General features: G+C 40.7%; 14 protein-coding genes and 1 pseudogene. 2 read left to right on the top strand and 13 right to left on the bottom strand.

The window, feature by feature from the left end; translation table 11 throughout:
* The 10 genes from H540_RS31810 to H540_RS0105505 all read right to left on the bottom strand — a co-directional run.
* On the bottom strand, nt 1–272 hold a 272-nt coding region (locus H540_RS31810), incomplete at its 3' end, for an acyl-CoA thioesterase (RefSeq protein WP_281172462.1).
* 127 nt (nt 273–399) lie between these two features.
* Nucleotides 400–555, bottom strand: coding sequence for a hypothetical protein (locus H540_RS33990; RefSeq protein WP_169729568.1), 156 nt, complete (start codon nt 553–555; stop codon nt 400–402).
* A gap of 113 nt (nt 556–668) precedes the next feature.
* Nucleotides 669–1,934 (bottom strand): Glu/Leu/Phe/Val family dehydrogenase, encoded by a 1,266-nt coding sequence (locus tag H540_RS0105545; RefSeq protein WP_028399788.1) that lies wholly within the window; start codon nt 1,932–1,934, stop codon nt 669–671.
* Between the two features lie 338 nt (nt 1,935–2,272).
* On the bottom strand, nt 2,273–3,820 hold the full coding sequence (pruA, locus tag H540_RS0105540; RefSeq protein WP_028399787.1) for an L-glutamate gamma-semialdehyde dehydrogenase: 1,548 nt from the start codon (nt 3,818–3,820) through the stop codon (nt 2,273–2,275).
* 641 nt (nt 3,821–4,461) lie between these two features.
* The gene (locus H540_RS0105530; RefSeq protein WP_028399786.1) at nt 4,462–5,088 is read right to left on the bottom strand and encodes a LysE family translocator; all 627 of its coding nucleotides are present in this window, start codon (nt 5,086–5,088) and stop codon (nt 4,462–4,464) included.
* A gap of 93 nt (nt 5,089–5,181) precedes the next feature.
* Nucleotides 5,182–6,012, bottom strand: coding sequence for a MerR family transcriptional regulator (locus H540_RS0105525; RefSeq protein WP_028399785.1), 831 nt, complete (start codon nt 6,010–6,012; stop codon nt 5,182–5,184).
* A 229-nt stretch (nt 6,013–6,241) separates the two neighbouring features.
* The gene (gene ccpA / locus H540_RS0105520) at nt 6,242–7,243 is read right to left on the bottom strand and encodes a catabolite control protein A (protein WP_028399784.1); all 1,002 of its coding nucleotides are present in this window, start codon (nt 7,241–7,243) and stop codon (nt 6,242–6,244) included.
* Nucleotides 7,244–7,553: 310 nt separating this feature from the next.
* Nucleotides 7,554–8,630, bottom strand: coding sequence for a bifunctional 3-deoxy-7-phosphoheptulonate synthase/chorismate mutase (locus tag H540_RS0105515; protein WP_028399783.1), 1,077 nt, complete (start codon nt 8,628–8,630; stop codon nt 7,554–7,556).
* A 415-nt stretch (nt 8,631–9,045) separates the two neighbouring features.
* Nucleotides 9,046–9,369: a bacillithiol system redox-active protein YtxJ gene (gene ytxJ / locus H540_RS0105510; protein ID WP_034670409.1), complete on the bottom strand. Its 324-nt coding sequence runs from the start codon at nt 9,367–9,369 to the stop codon at nt 9,046–9,048.
* Nucleotide 9,370: 1 nt separating this feature from the next.
* Entirely contained in the window at nt 9,371–9,844 is a 474-nt protein-coding gene (locus tag H540_RS0105505; protein WP_028399781.1) for a DUF948 domain-containing protein, read from the bottom strand.
* 375 nt (nt 9,845–10,219) lie between these two features.
* On the opposite strand from H540_RS0105505, the gene H540_RS0105500 reads away from it, so the two are divergent.
* Nucleotides 10,220–11,335 carry an aminopeptidase gene (locus H540_RS0105500; RefSeq protein ID WP_028399780.1) on the top strand — a complete coding sequence of 372 codons (1,116 nt, stop codon included), beginning with the start codon at nt 10,220–10,222 and terminating at the stop codon, nt 11,333–11,335.
* 151 nt (nt 11,336–11,486) lie between these two features.
* Nucleotides 11,487–11,642 carry a DUF1540 domain-containing protein gene (locus tag H540_RS31800; RefSeq protein ID WP_081415024.1) on the top strand — a complete coding sequence of 52 codons (156 nt, stop codon included), beginning with the start codon at nt 11,487–11,489 and terminating at the stop codon, nt 11,640–11,642.
* 65 nt (nt 11,643–11,707) lie between these two features.
* Here the strand turns inward: H540_RS31800 and murC are convergent, their stop codons facing one another.
* The 3 genes and pseudogenes from murC to H540_RS35470 all read right to left on the bottom strand — a co-directional run.
* Nucleotides 11,708–13,012, bottom strand: a complete 1,305-nt coding sequence (gene murC / locus H540_RS0105490; protein ID WP_028399779.1) for a UDP-N-acetylmuramate--L-alanine ligase — start codon at nt 13,010–13,012, stop codon at nt 11,708–11,710.
* A 225-nt stretch (nt 13,013–13,237) separates the two neighbouring features.
* Nucleotides 13,238–14,356: a nicotinate phosphoribosyltransferase gene (locus H540_RS0105485; RefSeq protein ID WP_028399778.1), complete on the bottom strand. Its 1,119-nt coding sequence runs from the start codon at nt 14,354–14,356 to the stop codon at nt 13,238–13,240.
* A gap of 120 nt (nt 14,357–14,476) precedes the next feature.
* Nucleotides 14,477–15,901, bottom strand: a pseudogene (locus H540_RS35470) (DNA translocase FtsK); the annotation flags it as partial.
* Nucleotides 15,902–16,629: the final 728 nt, after the last annotated feature.

Genomic DNA, 16,629 nt, shown 5'->3' with positions numbered 1-16,629 from the left:
ACAAAAACCTCCATGGATGATGTACCGGTCCATGTCACATACGATTCAAAACAGACTGAATCGGTTGTTCGAACTGGATATAAAAAGTCAACTGAATCCGTTGAAGCAGTTACACATCCTCTTCGGCTATGGCGTGCTGCGGAAATGGACGCGACTTGATCCAAATCGCTCATTAATCGACCGCCAAATAATGTATTATGATTATTTACATCGTTTGGGAATACGCGACTTGTTCGTATAACTCGGGATTCTCTACAATATTTTGCTTCCATAAACACATCTCCCTAAAACATATAAACCTACGTTATATTTTAATCATTCTGGGAATTATAGCTCTAATCCTACGTGCCCGTCAAGAGGAATCCGAAATTTAAATTCTTTAAGGAAAACTTTTCTTGCTTATCGTGATTCGACTAACTCATAATCATTAAAGTAAATCACCTCAGAAAGGATTTTGCAGCCTTCAAGCCTCGTAAAAACTTCCCTTGCCTCTTCTTCTCTCTCAAATTCAAACATTGTAGTGTTGTTCTCTGAATGGACAGTGATTACCCACATAAAAAATTCCCTCCGAATGAAAAGAGTAATAGTAGAACCCTCATCCCTTTTCCGTTCTCCTTACCATTTGTACCAGCACTTTTTATACAGCTGTGATTTATCGAAATTAAATTTTATACCCAACCCCGGAAGCGCGAAGCTTCAGCCGCTTTTCTTATGCCAACCATATATGCCGCTAAACGCATATCAACTTGATGTCCCTGTGATGTTTGATAAATATTTTTAAAGGAATCGACCATTACTTTTTGAAGTTTTTGGGCAACCTCTTCTTCTGACCAATAATATCCCTGATTATTTTGAACCCATTCAAAATAAGAAACGGTAACACCACCTGCACTTGCCAGTATATCCGGCACAAGGAGGACTCCTCTTTCAGTTAAAATTTTTGTTGCTTCAAGCGTTGTTGGTCCATTTGCTGCTTCTACCACAATCGATGCTTTGATTTGATGAGCATTGTCAGCGGTGATTTGGTTTGAAATTGCCGCCGGAACAAGAATGTCGCATTCTTGTTCCAAAAGCTCTTTGTTGGTAATGATATTCTTAAATAAGTTTGTTACTGTACCGAAGCTGTCTCTTCTTTCTAATAAGTAATCAATATCCAAACCATTTGGATCGTAAAGAGCACCGTGTGCGTCAGAAATTCCGACTACTAAAGCTCCAGCCTCTTTCATGAATTTCGCGAGGTAGCTTCCTGCATTTCCGAATCCTTGTACGATGACACGAGCACCTTGGATGTCGATGCCTTTTGCTTTGGCAGCTTCTTCAACGCAAATCGTCACGCCGCGTGCTGTTGCTGTTTCACGACCTTGTGAGCCCCCTAAAACAAGCGGTTTGCCTGTAATAAATCCAGGAGAGTCGAATTCGCGAAGACGGCTGTACTCATCCATCATCCACGCCATAATTTGAGAATTCGTATACACATCAGGTGCTGGAATATCTTTTGCTGGGCCAACAATTTGACTGATGGCACGAACATATCCACGGCTTAATCTCTCCAGTTCCCCAAATGACATTTCCCTTGGGTCACAAATAATACCGCCCTTTCCTCCGCCGTAAGGAAGATCTGCAATGCCGCATTTTAAACTCATCCAAATGGACAGTGCTTTTACCTCTTCTTCGCTCACTTCAGGATGAAAGCGAACGCCCCCTTTTGCAGGGCCTACCGCATCGTTATGCTGGGAACGAAAACCCGTAAACACTTTGACCGAACCATCATCCATTTTGATAGGTATGCGAACTTTCAGCATTCGGATAGGCTCTTTTAATAATTCGTAGACACTATTTGAATACCCTAATTTATCTAACGCCTCTTTTATAACTGTTTGTGTGGAAAGAAATAAATTCAGCGATTCTTTTTCTTCTTTCTGTTCCTCGGACAATTTATCTAAAACATTCACAGTTGACACCATATTCCCCCCGTAAATAGTAGAATAAGAACATTTAATAATACCCCTTGTTTTCTTTGCTTACTATATAAGTCTACTTTGTTATTCCGACATATCTATCGTTTGCCACGTAGAACAAAAAGGAAACTGCGCTCGCTCCCTCCCTCTGGTTTTACCCCTGCATGGGCCACGAAAAGGGTTTGACCGCTTCTACGTTTAGTCAGATGCTCTCTCCCCCTAAAAGAAACGTTTTTATGTCGATTTTTTTAGTTGCATTTATATAGGATCAGGCTTTTGTGTTTTTCAATAAATCAAAATCTATAACTAAAGAATTAAAATGTTTCAGATGTTGTTTTTGCTTGCATGTGAAGAAGCAAATAGTCAGGGCTGCCGGCTTTTGAGTCTGTTCCAGACATATTAAATCCGCCAAACGGCTGGTATCCTACAATGGCACCTGTACATCCGCGATTGAAATAAAGATTTCCAACATGGAATTCTTCACGAGCGCGTTCAATATGTTCACGATTATTAGAGACTAATGCACCCGTAAGACCGTACTCGGTATTGTTGGCAATCTCCATCATATGATCAAAGTCACGTGCTTTACAGAAAGCAACAACCGGGCCGAAAATTTCTTCTTGCATTAAGCGGGCCTTTTCAGCTACATCCGCAAAAATAGTAGGTTGAATGAAATATCCTTTGGAGTCGTCCCCTTCTCCACCTGTCATCAGCTTACCCTCTTGTTTTCCAATTTCGATATAGCTCATAATCTTGTTGTAAGCTCTTTCATCAATGACAGGACCCATGTACGTATTCACATCTTCAGGATTACCAAACGTCAATGTTTTCGTTAACGCTACCGCTTTTTCAAGCACTTCGTCGTATACATCTTGATGTACAACCGCACGGGAACCAGCTGAACACTTCTGACCAGAGAATCCAAATGCAGAGTAAACGATAGATGAGGCAGCTAAATCTAAATCTGCGTCTTTATCAACGACAACTGTATCTTTACCACCCATTTCTGCAATGACACGCTTTAACCAGATCTGTCCCGGATTCACTTTTGATGCACGCTCATAGATGCGGCATCCTACTGCACGAGAACCTGTGAATGAGATAAAACGAGTTTTCGGATGATCGACAAGATATTCACCAATTTCAGCACCGACTCCCTGAACGAAGTTCAAAACGCCCGCCGGAAGTCCAGCTTCCTCCATTACCTCTACAAACTTAGCCGCAATGACCGGTGTCGAATCTGCAGGCTTAAGAATCACAGTGTTTCCAGAAACAATTGCTGCTACCGTCGTTCCAGCCATGATAGCTAACGGGAAGTTAAATGGCGAAATAATAATGCCTACTCCAAGTGGGATATAAGTAAATGTATTGATTTCTCCCGGGCGGCTGTTCACTGGAACACCTGGCTTTAATCTCACCATTTGGCGAGCATAATACTCTAAAAAGTCAATCGCTTCAGCTGTATCCGCATCCGCTTCCTTCCATGGTTTTCCTGATTCTTTAACGAGATAGCTTGAAAATTCATGCTTACGGCGACGAAGAATAGCAGCTGCACGGAATAAAATATTAGCGCGATGTTGCGGGTCCCATTTTTTCCAAGTTTCAAAGGCCGTCAACGCTGCTTGCATAGCTTTCTCAGCTAACTCTTCGTCAGCCATTGCAACCGTACCGATGATTTCTTCTTTATTAGCAGGGTTTATCGATACGCTCTTTTTATCAGTCGTAATGCGCTCTCCTCCGATAACAAGCGGATACTCTTTCCCAAGCTGTGAGTTGACATAACATAACGCTTCTTGAAATGCTTTTTTATTTTCTTCCTTTGTAAAATCCGTAAATGGCTCATGAGTGTATGGTAATGACATATGTGTATACCTCCTAGTTTTTTTAAATCTTCATCAATTTATTATGCAAGTTACGTGCCAACTTATTTTTCGGGGGATTTTGCAGTTATATGGAGCTTAAGTATTGATTATCGTCAATTTTTTTTGCAGTTTATAGCATTCAAGAATCAGTCGGTGCCGAAAAATTTTGCTGTAGTTGTTTTTTTTACGTTTTGATAGCAAAGAAATTTTGCAAAGAAAGGATATATTGAATTAAATGTCAGGGGACTTGCATAAAGGAGATCGAATCATGGTGGAAAAATTGAAACAAACTATACAATGCTCACAATATTCGCACAGCCACTTCTATATTTAAGCAGCTAGAAGGCATTCATATGATGAAAAAGGGCAGACTTCACCTACAGCAGGTGAAGTCTGCCCAAAATCAAAAAGTATTCATACATAAACCGTTTGGATTAGCTTCTTAATCTCCGAATTCGAAAAAAATGAATGGCTCTATGTTTCTAGTGATCATCTTTTCACCAGAAACATACAAGTTTGTCACAGAATTCTATATATGAGTGAATTATAAAATCCAAAAAAGCCTCCACACTCGAAGGCTTTTTTCGGAGCGTACTATTAAAGCGTTGTTTATAAAGGTAGACCTTTAGGAACAGAATCAGTTATCTTTTTGTTGTAATAAGTTTAACTCCAAGTCCAATAAAAATACTTGCTGCTGTTACATTCATATATTCACTAAAACGTGGTTTTTTGAATAATCGATCACGGAAAATACCAGAAAAATATCCAAGCAAGCTAAATATAATTGCCGTCAAAATAATAAAGATGAGACCCAAAATGCACATTTGTACGGGGGCATTTCCGCCCTCGTAATTTACAAACTGCGGTAAAAATGTAAGGAAGAAAACAGCTACCTTAGGATTTAAAATATTCATTAAAAATCCGCGCAGAAAAAGACCTTTCGTATTGTTAACTTTTTCTGAGTCCATATTTATTGATTCTTTTCTGTGTTTTATCGCTTTGTAAGCTAGATAAAACAAATAAACAGCCCCGAATGTTTTAAAAATGGTAAATGCTACTGCTGAGGTTTTAATAATAATGGATAGACCAAGAGCTGCCGCTAGTGTGTGTACGGTGTTTCCTAGACTTAGTCCAATTGCAGTGGAAATCCCAGCTTTTCTACCATTTGCCATTCCTTGTGTGATAGTGAAGATAAGATCTGGCCCGGGAACAAGAATCAGTAAGATTGATGTGCCGATAAATAACAATAGTGTAGTTAAAGTAAACATTGCAACATTCCTTTCTTAGTATGACTTCAATTGGTTAAACATAAAAAAATAAACACAGAGAATAAATCTCTATGTTTATTTTAGACCCTCCAGTTACTGGAGGGTCAATTTTGCTACTGGTATTTGTATCTCTGTAAGATAGTCTTCTTTATTTTTTGAAATAAATTGGTCAATTATTGTTCTTTCTATAGAATCCCCAATTATTTGAAGCCCATTTTTATCTATATAATCTAATAAGATTCTATAATACTTAGGAGAATCATTATGATTTCCTCTATAATAAATACAAGCATATTCACTTTGTTGCAATGTTGTTACTAATTTAGTATCAACGAGGTCTTCCTCTAATAAAATAAATATTGAATTATATTCATTAAACTTCATCTTTTTAATATTATGTATAGCAACTGTAAGCCCTACTCCACCTATAAATATAGAGGAATCCTTATTAGATATATTCTCTAATTTCCTTAAGGATAATTCTAATTCAGGTTCTGAACAAATTTTTTCTTTTAAGCTCACTATTTTTCTTTCTTGAAGATGCTTTATTATTACAACCTCTAATTCCTTTATTCTTCTTGCTTGATCTAATTCTTTAATTCTATTTTCAAATCTACTTCTTATTAGCTCTAATTCTTTAATTTTATTTTCAGTTATTTCTTTTTGTTTTTTCAATAACTTTAAAAAATATTCAATGTCCCTATTTTCGAGTTGTACCTTAATCTCTTTTAAAGATAATCCTAAAGCCTTCAAATAATTTATTGTGTTTAATTGTTCAAATTGTTCAGTTGAGTAATATCTATATCCATTATTCTCATCAATTTCTATTGGTTCGAATAATCCTATTTCATCGTAATACCTCAGTGTTTTAATCGAAGTATTGTGTAATTTTGACATCTCTCCAATTAAAAATCTATTCTTCATTTTAATCATCCTTGTTTATCTTAATCATTCACTCGACATCTTACTGTAAGTGTAAACCAGTTCAGATCTATATATTCAACCCCTGCTCTAAATCGTCATAATGCTCATCATCCCAGTTACCATTAAGAATCAATAGAGGAAATGCTGCTAACAAACAAGCCGATGCCCCATATAGGACACCGGCTTATTTAAACGTTATTAATTTTTCTCATTCAATTGCACGCACGCCTTACTCTTTCGTAGACTTGCGGAATTGAATGCGATGCGGCAAGACGACAGCATGATCTTCCACTGTCTCTTTGTTCATATATTTTGTTAAGAGTCGCATCGCTACTGCTCCGATATCATACATAGGCTGGACAACTGTTGTTAACTGCGGGCGCACCATCGTTGCCAAACGCGTGTTGTCAAAGCCGATCACTTCTACATCATTCGGAATATGAATCCCTTTATCCTGCGCCCCGTGAATTACGCCTAATGCCATTTCGTCAGAGGCTACAAAAATCGCCGTTGGCTTTTCAGAGAGCTCCCAAAGCTTGTCAAAGGCTTCCATACCGGAATCATAAGTGAACTCTCCTTCTACTGCAAGCTCTTCATCATATGCGATTCCAGCTTCCTCTAAGGCACTCTTATACCCTTTCATCTTCTTCACTTCAGCTGCTGCGTGCTCGAAAGGCCCGGATACAAACGCGACGCGCGTATGTTCTTTATCCAATAAATACTTCACTGCATCGAATGCAGCTTGCTCGTAATCGATGTTAACGGACGGCGTTGCACTTTTTTCATCAAAGGATGCCGCGAGCACAATCGGAACCGGAGATTTTTCAAACTCCTCCACATGCTCTTCCGTAATGTTTTCACTCATGAATACAATGCCGTCTACTTGTTTTCCAAGCATTGTGTTCAATAAATGCATCTCTTTTTCCTTATTTTGGTCAGAGTTGCTCAAGATAATATTGTACTTGTACATTGTTGCAATATCTTCAATGCCGCGTGCAAGCTCCGCATAGAAGATACTGGAGATGTCGGGAATGATTACGCCGACTGTTGTCGTTTTCTTGCTTGCGAGACCGCGCGCGACCGCATTCGGACGATATCCTAATCGTTCAATGGCTTCCAATACCTTTTTTCTTGTTGTTGGTTTTACGTTGGGATTGCCGTTCACTACGCGGGAAACTGTCGCCATAGAGACGTTTGCTTCGCGAGCCACATCATATATTGTTACATTCATCTTGCCATACGCTCCTTTTATTTTCTGTAATCTATGTTATGTAGTAACGTTTTACAATTATGAAAAAGACATCACATAACTGAAGATGTGAAAAAAGTTACATGTCCTTTTTATCATACGATACAAATACTTATTCAGACAATATTTTCCCTCAAATGTATAAAAAAAATTCTTGGTTCTTAAGAAAAGCGCTGCCAGCAATTGGTAGAGAACCTCTGACAGGAGGAGCTAGCCGGTGAAGCTAGACATGCTTCCGAAATTTTATACGGCAACGAAAAGCCTATGCATTGCTTATGCATAGGCTTTATTTTCAGGAGTTCACTATTTTGAACGATTGCAATTCGTTCATAAATTCATGAAATTGCGGGATGTTCATCTGCTGAGCGGAATCAGATAATGCAACGGCCGGATCTGGATGTACCTCGGCCATAACTGCATCAGCACCGATTGCCAATGCTGCTTTCGCCGTTGGCAAAAGCAAGTCTCTGCGGCCAGTGGAGTGCGTTACATCCACGACAACCGGCAAATGTGTTTCCTTCTTCAAAATAGGCACTGCAGAAATATCCAGGGTGTTACGCGTCGCTTTTTCATATGTGCGAATGCCGCGCTCGCATAAGATAATTTGACCGTTCCCTTGTGCGATAATGTACTCGGCTGCATACATGAACTCTTCAATTGTCGCAGATAAACCGCGCTTCAATAATACCGGCTTGTTAACAGAACCTGCAGCCTTCAATAATTCAAAGTTCTGCATGTTGCGTGCGCCGATTTGAATAACGTCTACATAATCAAGCGCCATTTCAATATCGCTCGGATTTAAAATTTCACTGATAACAGCCATATCGAGCTCATCTGCCACCTGACGAAGAATTTTCAAACCTTCTACGCCAAGACCTTGGAAATCATACGGAGACGTTCTCGGTTTGAAGGCACCGCCGCGCATTAACTTCAAGCCGCGCTCTTTCATTGCTTGCGCAACAAGCTTTACCTGCTCGTAGCTTTCAACAGCGCATGGCCCCATAATAAAATGCGTGTTGCCGTCACCGATTTTTTCGTCTTTCACATCAACAATCGTATCTTCCGGCTTCTTCTTACGGGAAACGAGAAGCGCTTTGCGATGATCGTCTTCTTGAAGCTCCAGAGCCGTTTTGAAGATTGTTTTAAAAATGTGCTGAAGCGTGGAAGTTTCAAATGGTCCGTCGTTGTGCTCGGCAATTAAATCCAGCATATTGCGCTCACGCACCGGATCAAATCGTTTTACGCCCTGCACTTCCTTCAGCTTTCCAATCTCTTGAACAAGCCGACCGCGCTCATTCAACAATTTTAAAAGCTTTAAATTCGTTTCATCAATTTGCGTTCGCAATGCTTCCAAGTCTTTAGATGACAAATTAAACACTCCCTTTAAAGATGATAAATTGTCCCAATAAAGATACTTCATTATAACGAATACATAAACGAATGTCACTTCACATACTACATTTTACGAATATATAAACAATGTATTTTTCTTATTTAATACCATAATTCTGCATTTCGTCAACTTTATTTTTGAAAAAATAAAAAAAGTTAGATTCTTTTTAAACGGGTGTAGAGCACCTGCAGAATGTAGTAACTCCTCTATGTCTTTTCCTAAGCATTGTGTTGCATACTGCAAACAGAAGGAGAAATGAACCTCCCCCACTTACCGTTACACACCATTCACACGCTTGAAGCGGAGGTATTCTCGCCTAATTTATGATAAAAAGCATTACCACGAAATTTTATAATTTTTTGCTAAAAAAACCAGGCGAGCAGCCTGGCTTTTATGAATTAATATGCTCTTGCAATGATTTCTGTGTAATATTCCAATGCGATTCATTCCATATAACACTTCCATTTTTCACGTATAATACTTGCGGCGATTCATGGCGAATGCCGAAGCGCTCAGCAATTTCATTAGATAGCGGTCTCGCATCTTGTACGTATAAATAAAATGCAGGCACTTCTTTTTGTTCTGCCATGTACGCTTGAAATTCCTGAAATGCTCCCTGACTAATTGGACATGTCAAGCTATGCTTAAATAAGATACAGACTGGATTCTCTGACAGCGCCTTTTCAAGCTGTTCTGCTGTTTCTAACTTGTTCATATTATTCACCTCGAACTCGAACTGGAATTCTTTCCTCTTTGCGTTCTTCAACGATTTCCTTTTGTTTTCTCTTCTTGCGCAGACGGTCATATACTTCCATGGCCGCTGTGCCCCATTGCATCGCTTGTGCAACCTTATCCGCATTTTGCTCCGCTTGAGCTGTAACGGATGTTGTAATGGTACGAATCTTTGTATTTAGAGAGTTAATTGTTGTACCGATTCCTTCCACCGATTGAACGACTGTGTTTAAAGATTGAGACTTCTGTTGAATATCTTCTGCTAAAGCATTCGTTTTATGTAAGAGTTGTTCTGTTTCATTTGTAATGCCTTGAAGCTGTTTTTCCAGAGAAGCTGTTGTACTTGCCAAGTTCTCTAATGTTTTTCGCAACGAAACGAGCGTGTTGCAAAGATATACAACCAATGCAGCAAATGCTACCGCAATAAGAGCTATACTTAAATATAAAAGAATATTCATGCGCTTCACTCCTTCAGATGATTTTGTTATTATTATACAATTAAATTTCCCTCTATTCTAATCCTTCACTTAGAAGTAATCAAAATGTAATTATTCAGCTAATTGTCTTATTTTTTCGATAACTTGAATAGCAACTATATACAAGTGAATAAAAAAACGTCTTTTGATAGTAGGGAGAGATCAAAAGACGTGCAGAAGCGGTCAAACCTTTGTAGTGGTTCATGCAAGAGTAAACCAGAGAGAAGAAGTATACCATACTCCTTTTGGGTGCACATAGCACATGGACATGTCGAAATTATCATTCACTCATATATAGTAAACAAATGGGGTGAAGTTGGTTACAATAGAGAAGTAGAGAAAAAGGAGGGTACATATATGAAAGATCCGCGCATTGAAACATTAGCGCATAATTTAATTAACTATTCTGTAAAGCTTCAAAAAGGCGAAAAAGTATTGATTGAGAATTTCGGCTTGCAGCGAGAACTTGTAACAGCGCTTGTAAAAGAAGCATACAAAGCAGGCGGTTATCCGTTTGTTTCCTTAAAAGACCATCAAGTGGACCGCGCATTGATGATGGGTGCAACAGAAGAGCACTTCTCTCAAGTTGCGGAATTTGAAGCAAATGTAATGAAAAATATGGATGCCTACATTGGTCTTCGTTCCGGTGATAACATTAATGAGCTTGCTGATGTGCCAAGCGATAAAATGAAAGTTCACGGTCAAACAGTCGGACAAAAGGTACATAGAGACATTCGCGTTCCAAAAACACGCTGGGTTGTGCTTCGCTACCCGAATTCTTCTATGGCGCAGCTTGCTAAAATGAGCACAGAAGCGTTTGAAGACTTCTATTTTGACGTATGCAACCTGGATTACGGAAAAATGAGCGAAGCGATGGACAGCCTTGTAGAGCTTATGAACAAAACAGATAAGGTTCGCATTACAGGACCGGGCACAGATTTAGCCTTCTCCATTAAAGATATTCCAGCCATCAAATGCGCAGGTCAAATGAACATTCCAGACGGGGAAGTGTTTACGGCTCCTGTAAAGGATTCTATAAACGGCACAATCACGTACAACACACCATCTCCTTACAATGGCTATACATTTGAAAACGTACAGCTTACATTCAAGGAAGGTAAGATCACAGAAGCGACTGCAAACGATACAGAGCGCATCAACAAAATTTTTGATACAGACGAAGGCGCTCGTTATATCGGCGAATTCGCAATTGGCGTGAATCCATATATTCTCCATCCGATGGGAGATATCTTGTTTGATGAGAAAATTGACGGCAGCTTCCACTTCACGCCGGGACAAGCTTATGATGAAGCATACAATGGCAATAACTCCAATATTCACTGGGATTTAGTATGCATCCAGCGCCCTGATTACGGCGGCGGCGAAATTTATTTTGACGATGTTTTGATTCGCAAAGACGGCCTTTTTGTAATTCCAGAGCTTGAGGGATTAAACCCTGAAAACTTAAAATAACAGTAAAAGAGCGGCTCTCCGCTCTTTTTTATATTCTCTTTTATGCATTTTTTCTGCGTATAGACTAATGCTTTACATGGGAAAACTAAAGCTTGTATGACATTTCCGAATGAAATGCATACTTCAAGAAATGCTAAAGGAGGAATTCATAATGGCAAAAGATGTTTTATGCGAAGTAAACAACTGTGCATATTGGGCGGATGGAAATCGATGCGATGCTTCACAAATCTATGTGGTGAGCCATAAAGGGAAACAAGCGGACAACTCCCAAGAAACAGACTGCAAAACATTCGAGCCTTCTATTTAACGTGTTCCCTTAGGCCAATAAAAGGGATGCGATTGTTCTCGCATCCCTTTTATCTCATAAAACAGCTATTTTACTTGTACTTCTTTCTCATATGCTTTTTCGAACTTCTGAATATCTCCAGCACCCATGAAAATCAATACTCCGGTTGTATGTCTTTTCAATACTTCTGTTGTCATAACACTGATCAATTCTGCACCGTCAATGCGCTGCTGCAGATCTTGAATCGAAAGCTCGCCTTGATTTTCCCGAGCGGAGCCGAAAATATCACATAAATATACTTGGTCTGCTTTTTGTAAGCTTTCGGCAAACTCATCTAAAAACTTCTTTGTACGGGTGAATGTATGCGGCTGGAAAACTGCTACAATCTCGCGCTCTGGATACTTCTGACGCGCCGCTTCAATCGTCGCTGTGATTTCTGTTGGGTGGTGAGCATAATCATCGATGATGATTTGGCTACCAAGCGTTTTTTGGCTAAAACGGCGTTTTACGCCCTTAAAAGTTGTTAACTGCTCTTTCACAATCTCTACATCAATATTTTCATAATGACAAAGCGCGATTACAGCTAACGCGTTCAATACGCTGTGATTGCCGTATCCTGTAATGCGGAATGTGCCATAGAATGTATTACGAACAAATACGTCAAACGTTGTTCCGTCTGTGGCTTTCTGTATGTTGCGTGCTTGGAAATCGTTATCTTCACCGAGACCGTAGAAGATAACAGGTACTTTCGCTTGAATTTTTTGCAGCTGCTCATCATCGCCGCATGCGATAATCCCTTTTTTCACCTGCAATGCCATCTCTTGAAACGCACTGAATACATCATGAATATCCTTGAAATAATCAGGGTGATCAAAATCGATGTTTGTCATGATTGCATAGTCGGGATGATAAGACAAGAAATGTCTGCGATATTCGCAAGACTCAAACACAAAGTATTTGCTATCTTCTACGCCGTTTCCTGTTCCATCCCCGATTAAATAAGAAGTCGGGTAAGCACCTCGAACTACATGAGATAATAATCCGGTTGTAGACGTCTTTCCATGTGCGCCAGAAACTGCAATGCTCGTATGACGGCTCATCAAATCGCCTAAGAAATGATGATAGCGATATACAGGCAAATTCAGTTCTCTTGCTGCTACAATTTCTTCGTGCGTGTCAGGAAACGCATTTCCGGCAATAATGACTTGCCCTTCTTGAATGTTGTTTTGATCAAATGGTAGAATCGTGATATCTCTCTTTTCCAGCTCCGCTTGCGTAAAGAAATATTTTTCTACATCCGAGCCTTGAATGGTATTCTTCATATCATGTAGGATTTGTGCAAGGGCACTCATACCTGTACCTTTAATCCCTACAAAATGGTAAACTGTCATTTTAAAGAACCTCCAACATCTGTAACTAATCCAACGACCTATCTGTAAGACAGTATATGATGGTTTTCTCGATTTGGGAATATCCCCATATTTTCTTCATATATACATATTCATAAACGCCACATAACTCTATATCGAGTCACAACATACCTATTATATCAAAAATCAGTTTGCTACACGAGACAGAAAAACATGACAGAGAATATTCTCTATCATGTTTTTCTGTTATTGAGTTTCTATTCTCTTGAGTTCCACTCGTTCTAAACGCGGATTCGGACGATACTTTCGTCCAGCCTTTGCCGCCGGCTTGCCATTTAATTCTACATTATCACCGGTAAAGCCGATATTTATTTTCAATAAACTGCCGCCGACTCCGTACATGTCAACCGGAACGTTCTGGGCTTCGAACTCTCGAATGCGCTTTTGATCAAAGCCGCCGCTCACAACGATTTTCACATGATGGAACCCTTCGTCATCCAATGCTTTACGAAGCGCAAAAATAAGGGACGGATTTGCTCCGCGCGGGTCGAATGTGCCCAACACCTCGGGATGGCGGATGAAATACTGATCAATCATAGTACGAGATGTATCAACACGGACGCCTTTTAATTCAGCGCCAAATTCTCGTGCAACTCTGAGCGCATCAGTAATTACATCATTGTTGTAATCAATCAGAACAACCAAGTCGTCTTCGGGAAATTTCTTGTAATATGCATGTGCTGCTTGTACGACATCCCCGTCAAACATTTGAATAAGCGCATGGGGCATAGTTCCCATCCCGCTCTTGCCCCACCATTCATTCATTGCATGCGTCGCTTGGGCGCTCGTGCCGCCAATGTGAGCTGCGTATCCATCCCCTGCTTGCTGCGTAAAATGATCATCACGGTCCCCCATGAAAATAATAGGTTTATTCTTCCCGCCGCTTCGGGCTGCCTGCACAACATTGTATACGTTTGTAGCAACGGAAGTGCGGCGTGCCAATATGCCGTCAATCACACCTTCTAAGTATCCGAAGTCCTCGTATCTTCCGCGGATTGTAAGAACTGTTTCAAATGGGCTGATTTGGTCTCCATCTTTTAAGGAATGAACCTCCAGCTCTTCCGGGTGATCTGCGAAAGTCTCTAACAACGCAATAACTTCGTCTGTTCCGCACAGCACCGCATGCTCCTTTTGAAAAAACTGCATTGTTACGATGGCGCCCGAACAAAATTCTTTAACGATGTCGCGCGTTTTTAAGAAATATACAGCGGAAAACCAGCCTTCGCCAACGCGCTCATCAAACTTGAACGTATGATTTGTAAGTCGATTAATCTGTCCCTGCAACTTTAATTCTATCTCTTTCATATACTAAGCTCCCTGCTCTGCTCTCATCTTTCTTTTTAGTATGAGGTAAATACTTTTGCTCTAATCGTCCTTGTCTCTATTAAGAAGAGATCTAACATGAATCGACGCGTGGAAATTACTTTACACGTTATCCTGCATAGCGGCTAACTCATCTTCCGTAATGAGAACATCGCGCGGCTTCGTCCCGCGCGCCTCCGAAATGATACCCTGCATCTCCATCTCTTCCATAAGACGAGCTGCACGGTTATAGCCTATGCGGAACCTTCTTTGTAAAGAGGATGTAGATGCTCCCCCTTGATCAAGCACAAACTGACATGCTTCCAAAAACAGCTCGTCCTCTGCTTCATGCTGTTCTACCTTCGCAAGCAAATCTTCCTGCTGGAATAGGTAATCGGGTTTCATCTCTCGCTTTACGTGAGCAACGGTACGCTCAATCTCCTCATCCGATACGTACACACCTTGCACACGAACCGGTTTTCCTGTTCCATTTTCCAGGAACAGCATATCCCCGCGTCCCAAAAGCTTCTCAGCACCGCTCATATCTATAATGGTACGAGAATCTACCTGTGAAGACACAGTAAACGCAACACGGGTTGGAATATTTGCTTTAATCAATCCGGTAATAACATCAACGGACGGCCGCTGCGTGGCAACAAGCAAGTGTATGCCACAGGCTCTCGCTTTTTGTGCAATCCGGCAAATTGCTTCTTCGACATCAGCGGGAGATACCATCATAAGATCTGCGAGCTCATCAATTACAATGACGATGTACGGCAATTGCTGACCGTTTGCCGCATGTTGTTTTACTAAATCGTTATAGCGTGTCAAATCGCGTGCTCCGGCATGGGCAAAAAGCTCGTAGCGCCGCTCCATTTCCTCCACTGCCCATTTTAATGCCGCAGTGGCCGCTTTTACATCGGTAATTACTGGAGATACAAGATGCGGCACTTCGTTGTAAGGCGCAAGCTCTACCATTTTCGGGTCGATGAGCAAAAGCTTTACTTCATGCGGCAGAGCTTTGTATAAAATGCTTGTTAGAATCGCATTAATGCATACACTTTTTCCTGAACCGGTAGCACCCGCAATCAGCCCATGCGGCATTTTGCGAATATCCGTTACAATCGGCATGCCGGAAATATCAAGTCCAAGCGCTACTGTTAATGGGGATTCGCTTTTTGTAAACACAGGACTTCGTAAAATCTCCCGTAAAAATACCGGCTTGCTCGTTCGATTTGGCACTTCAATCCCGACCGCATTTTTGCCGGGAATCGGCGCTTCTATACGTATATCCCGCGCCGCTAAATTCAGCTTAATATCATCGGACAAGTTTGTAATTTTATTCACTTTCACGCCAGGCTCCGGCTGCACTTCAAATCTCGTAACAGCCGGTCCTTGCGTCACATGAATCACTTTCGCACCAACATGGAAGTTTTCAAATGTTGTATCCAAAAGCTGTTTTTGTTCTTCCAGCCATTCTTCATCGTTTGATGCCGGCGCATTTGGTATACTCAAAAGTCCAAAGGACGGAAATGCATATAGCGGCGGCTCTTCTTCCTCGGCAGGCTCCGTTGCTTTTTGCGGCGGCTCCGCATTCTTGACTTGACGACCTGCCAGCTTCAGCTTATCCCGCTTCAGCATAACCACATTGTATGGAACGAAACGCTTCTTCTCGCGCCGCGGCGCTTCTTGTTCTTTATGCTCTCGTTCATCCGCAGCAATAAAAGGTTCCGCATATTCCTCCGTTTGCTCTGGCGGAACATGCTGTATGTCCGCAGGCTCTGAAGGTATATTTTGCATTTGTACTGACGCAGCATAATCGTCGTATGCTGGCTCTTCTTCAAACGCTTCTTCTTTATTTTCCCCAGAAGAAGTTTGTTCGTCCGTCAGTTCTTCGCCATATGAAGAATCCTGTTCTTCTATTTCTTCAATCGTTATATCTTGTATCACATCTTCTGCCATATCTTCTTGTACTGATATATGTTCTGGCATGGAAATATTCTCTTCTGCTATAACACCACTAATTATGAACGGCTCTTCTATTCTTGCTGCGCCTTCAATAACAATCTCCGGTTCTGCAACCGAATCTCTCTTCGGAAAATCGATGCTTCCCTGCTTCGTCTCCGCTCGATCTTCAGAGCAAAGTTCCTCATTCAAAACAGGCGTCTCAAATTCTTCATACACAACAGAGTCTTCATCACTTATAAGCTCTTCTTTGATATTTTCATCTTCATAGAACAATTCTTCCTCTATATATATATGCTCTGGTTCTTCTA

It is taken from the genome of Ectobacillus panaciterrae DSM 19096 (assembly GCF_000430785.1).
Taxonomy (GTDB): domain Bacteria; phylum Bacillota; class Bacilli; order Bacillales; family Bacillaceae_G; genus Ectobacillus; species Ectobacillus panaciterrae.
Note: the sequence above shows the minus strand (reverse complement) of the source record. Positions and strands in the feature narration are given on the sequence as shown.

Excerpts from the sequence above, each read along its gene's own strand:
- H540_RS31800 (WP_081415024.1), top strand. The coding sequence starts at position 11,487 with ATGGCAAAAGATGTTTTATGCGAAGTAAACAACTGTGCATATTGGGCG.
- H540_RS0105525 (WP_028399785.1), bottom strand. The coding sequence starts at position 6,012 with ATGAAGAATAGATTTTTAATTGGAGAGATGTCAAAATTACACAATACT.
- ytxJ (WP_034670409.1), bottom strand. The coding sequence starts at position 9,369 with ATGAACAAGTTAGAAACAGCAGAACAGCTTGAAAAGGCGCTGTCAGAG.
- H540_RS0105530 (WP_028399786.1), bottom strand. The coding sequence starts at position 5,088 with ATGTTTACTTTAACTACACTATTGTTATTTATCGGCACATCAATCTTA.
- H540_RS0105505 (WP_028399781.1), bottom strand. The coding sequence starts at position 9,844 with ATGAATATTCTTTTATATTTAAGTATAGCTCTTATTGCGGTAGCATTT.
- ccpA (WP_028399784.1), bottom strand. The coding sequence starts at position 7,243 with ATGAATGTAACAATATATGATGTGGCTCGCGAAGCAAACGTCTCTATG.
- H540_RS0105485 (WP_028399778.1), bottom strand. The coding sequence starts at position 14,356 with ATGAAAGAGATAGAATTAAAGTTGCAGGGACAGATTAATCGACTTACA.
- murC (WP_028399779.1), bottom strand. The coding sequence starts at position 13,012 with ATGACAGTTTACCATTTTGTAGGGATTAAAGGTACAGGTATGAGTGCC.
- H540_RS33990 (WP_169729568.1), bottom strand. The coding sequence starts at position 555 with ATGTGGGTAATCACTGTCCATTCAGAGAACAACACTACAATGTTTGAA.
- H540_RS0105500 (WP_028399780.1), top strand. The coding sequence starts at position 10,220 with ATGAAAGATCCGCGCATTGAAACATTAGCGCATAATTTAATTAACTAT.
- pruA (WP_028399787.1), bottom strand. The coding sequence starts at position 3,820 with ATGTCATTACCATACACTCATGAGCCATTTACGGATTTTACAAAGGAA.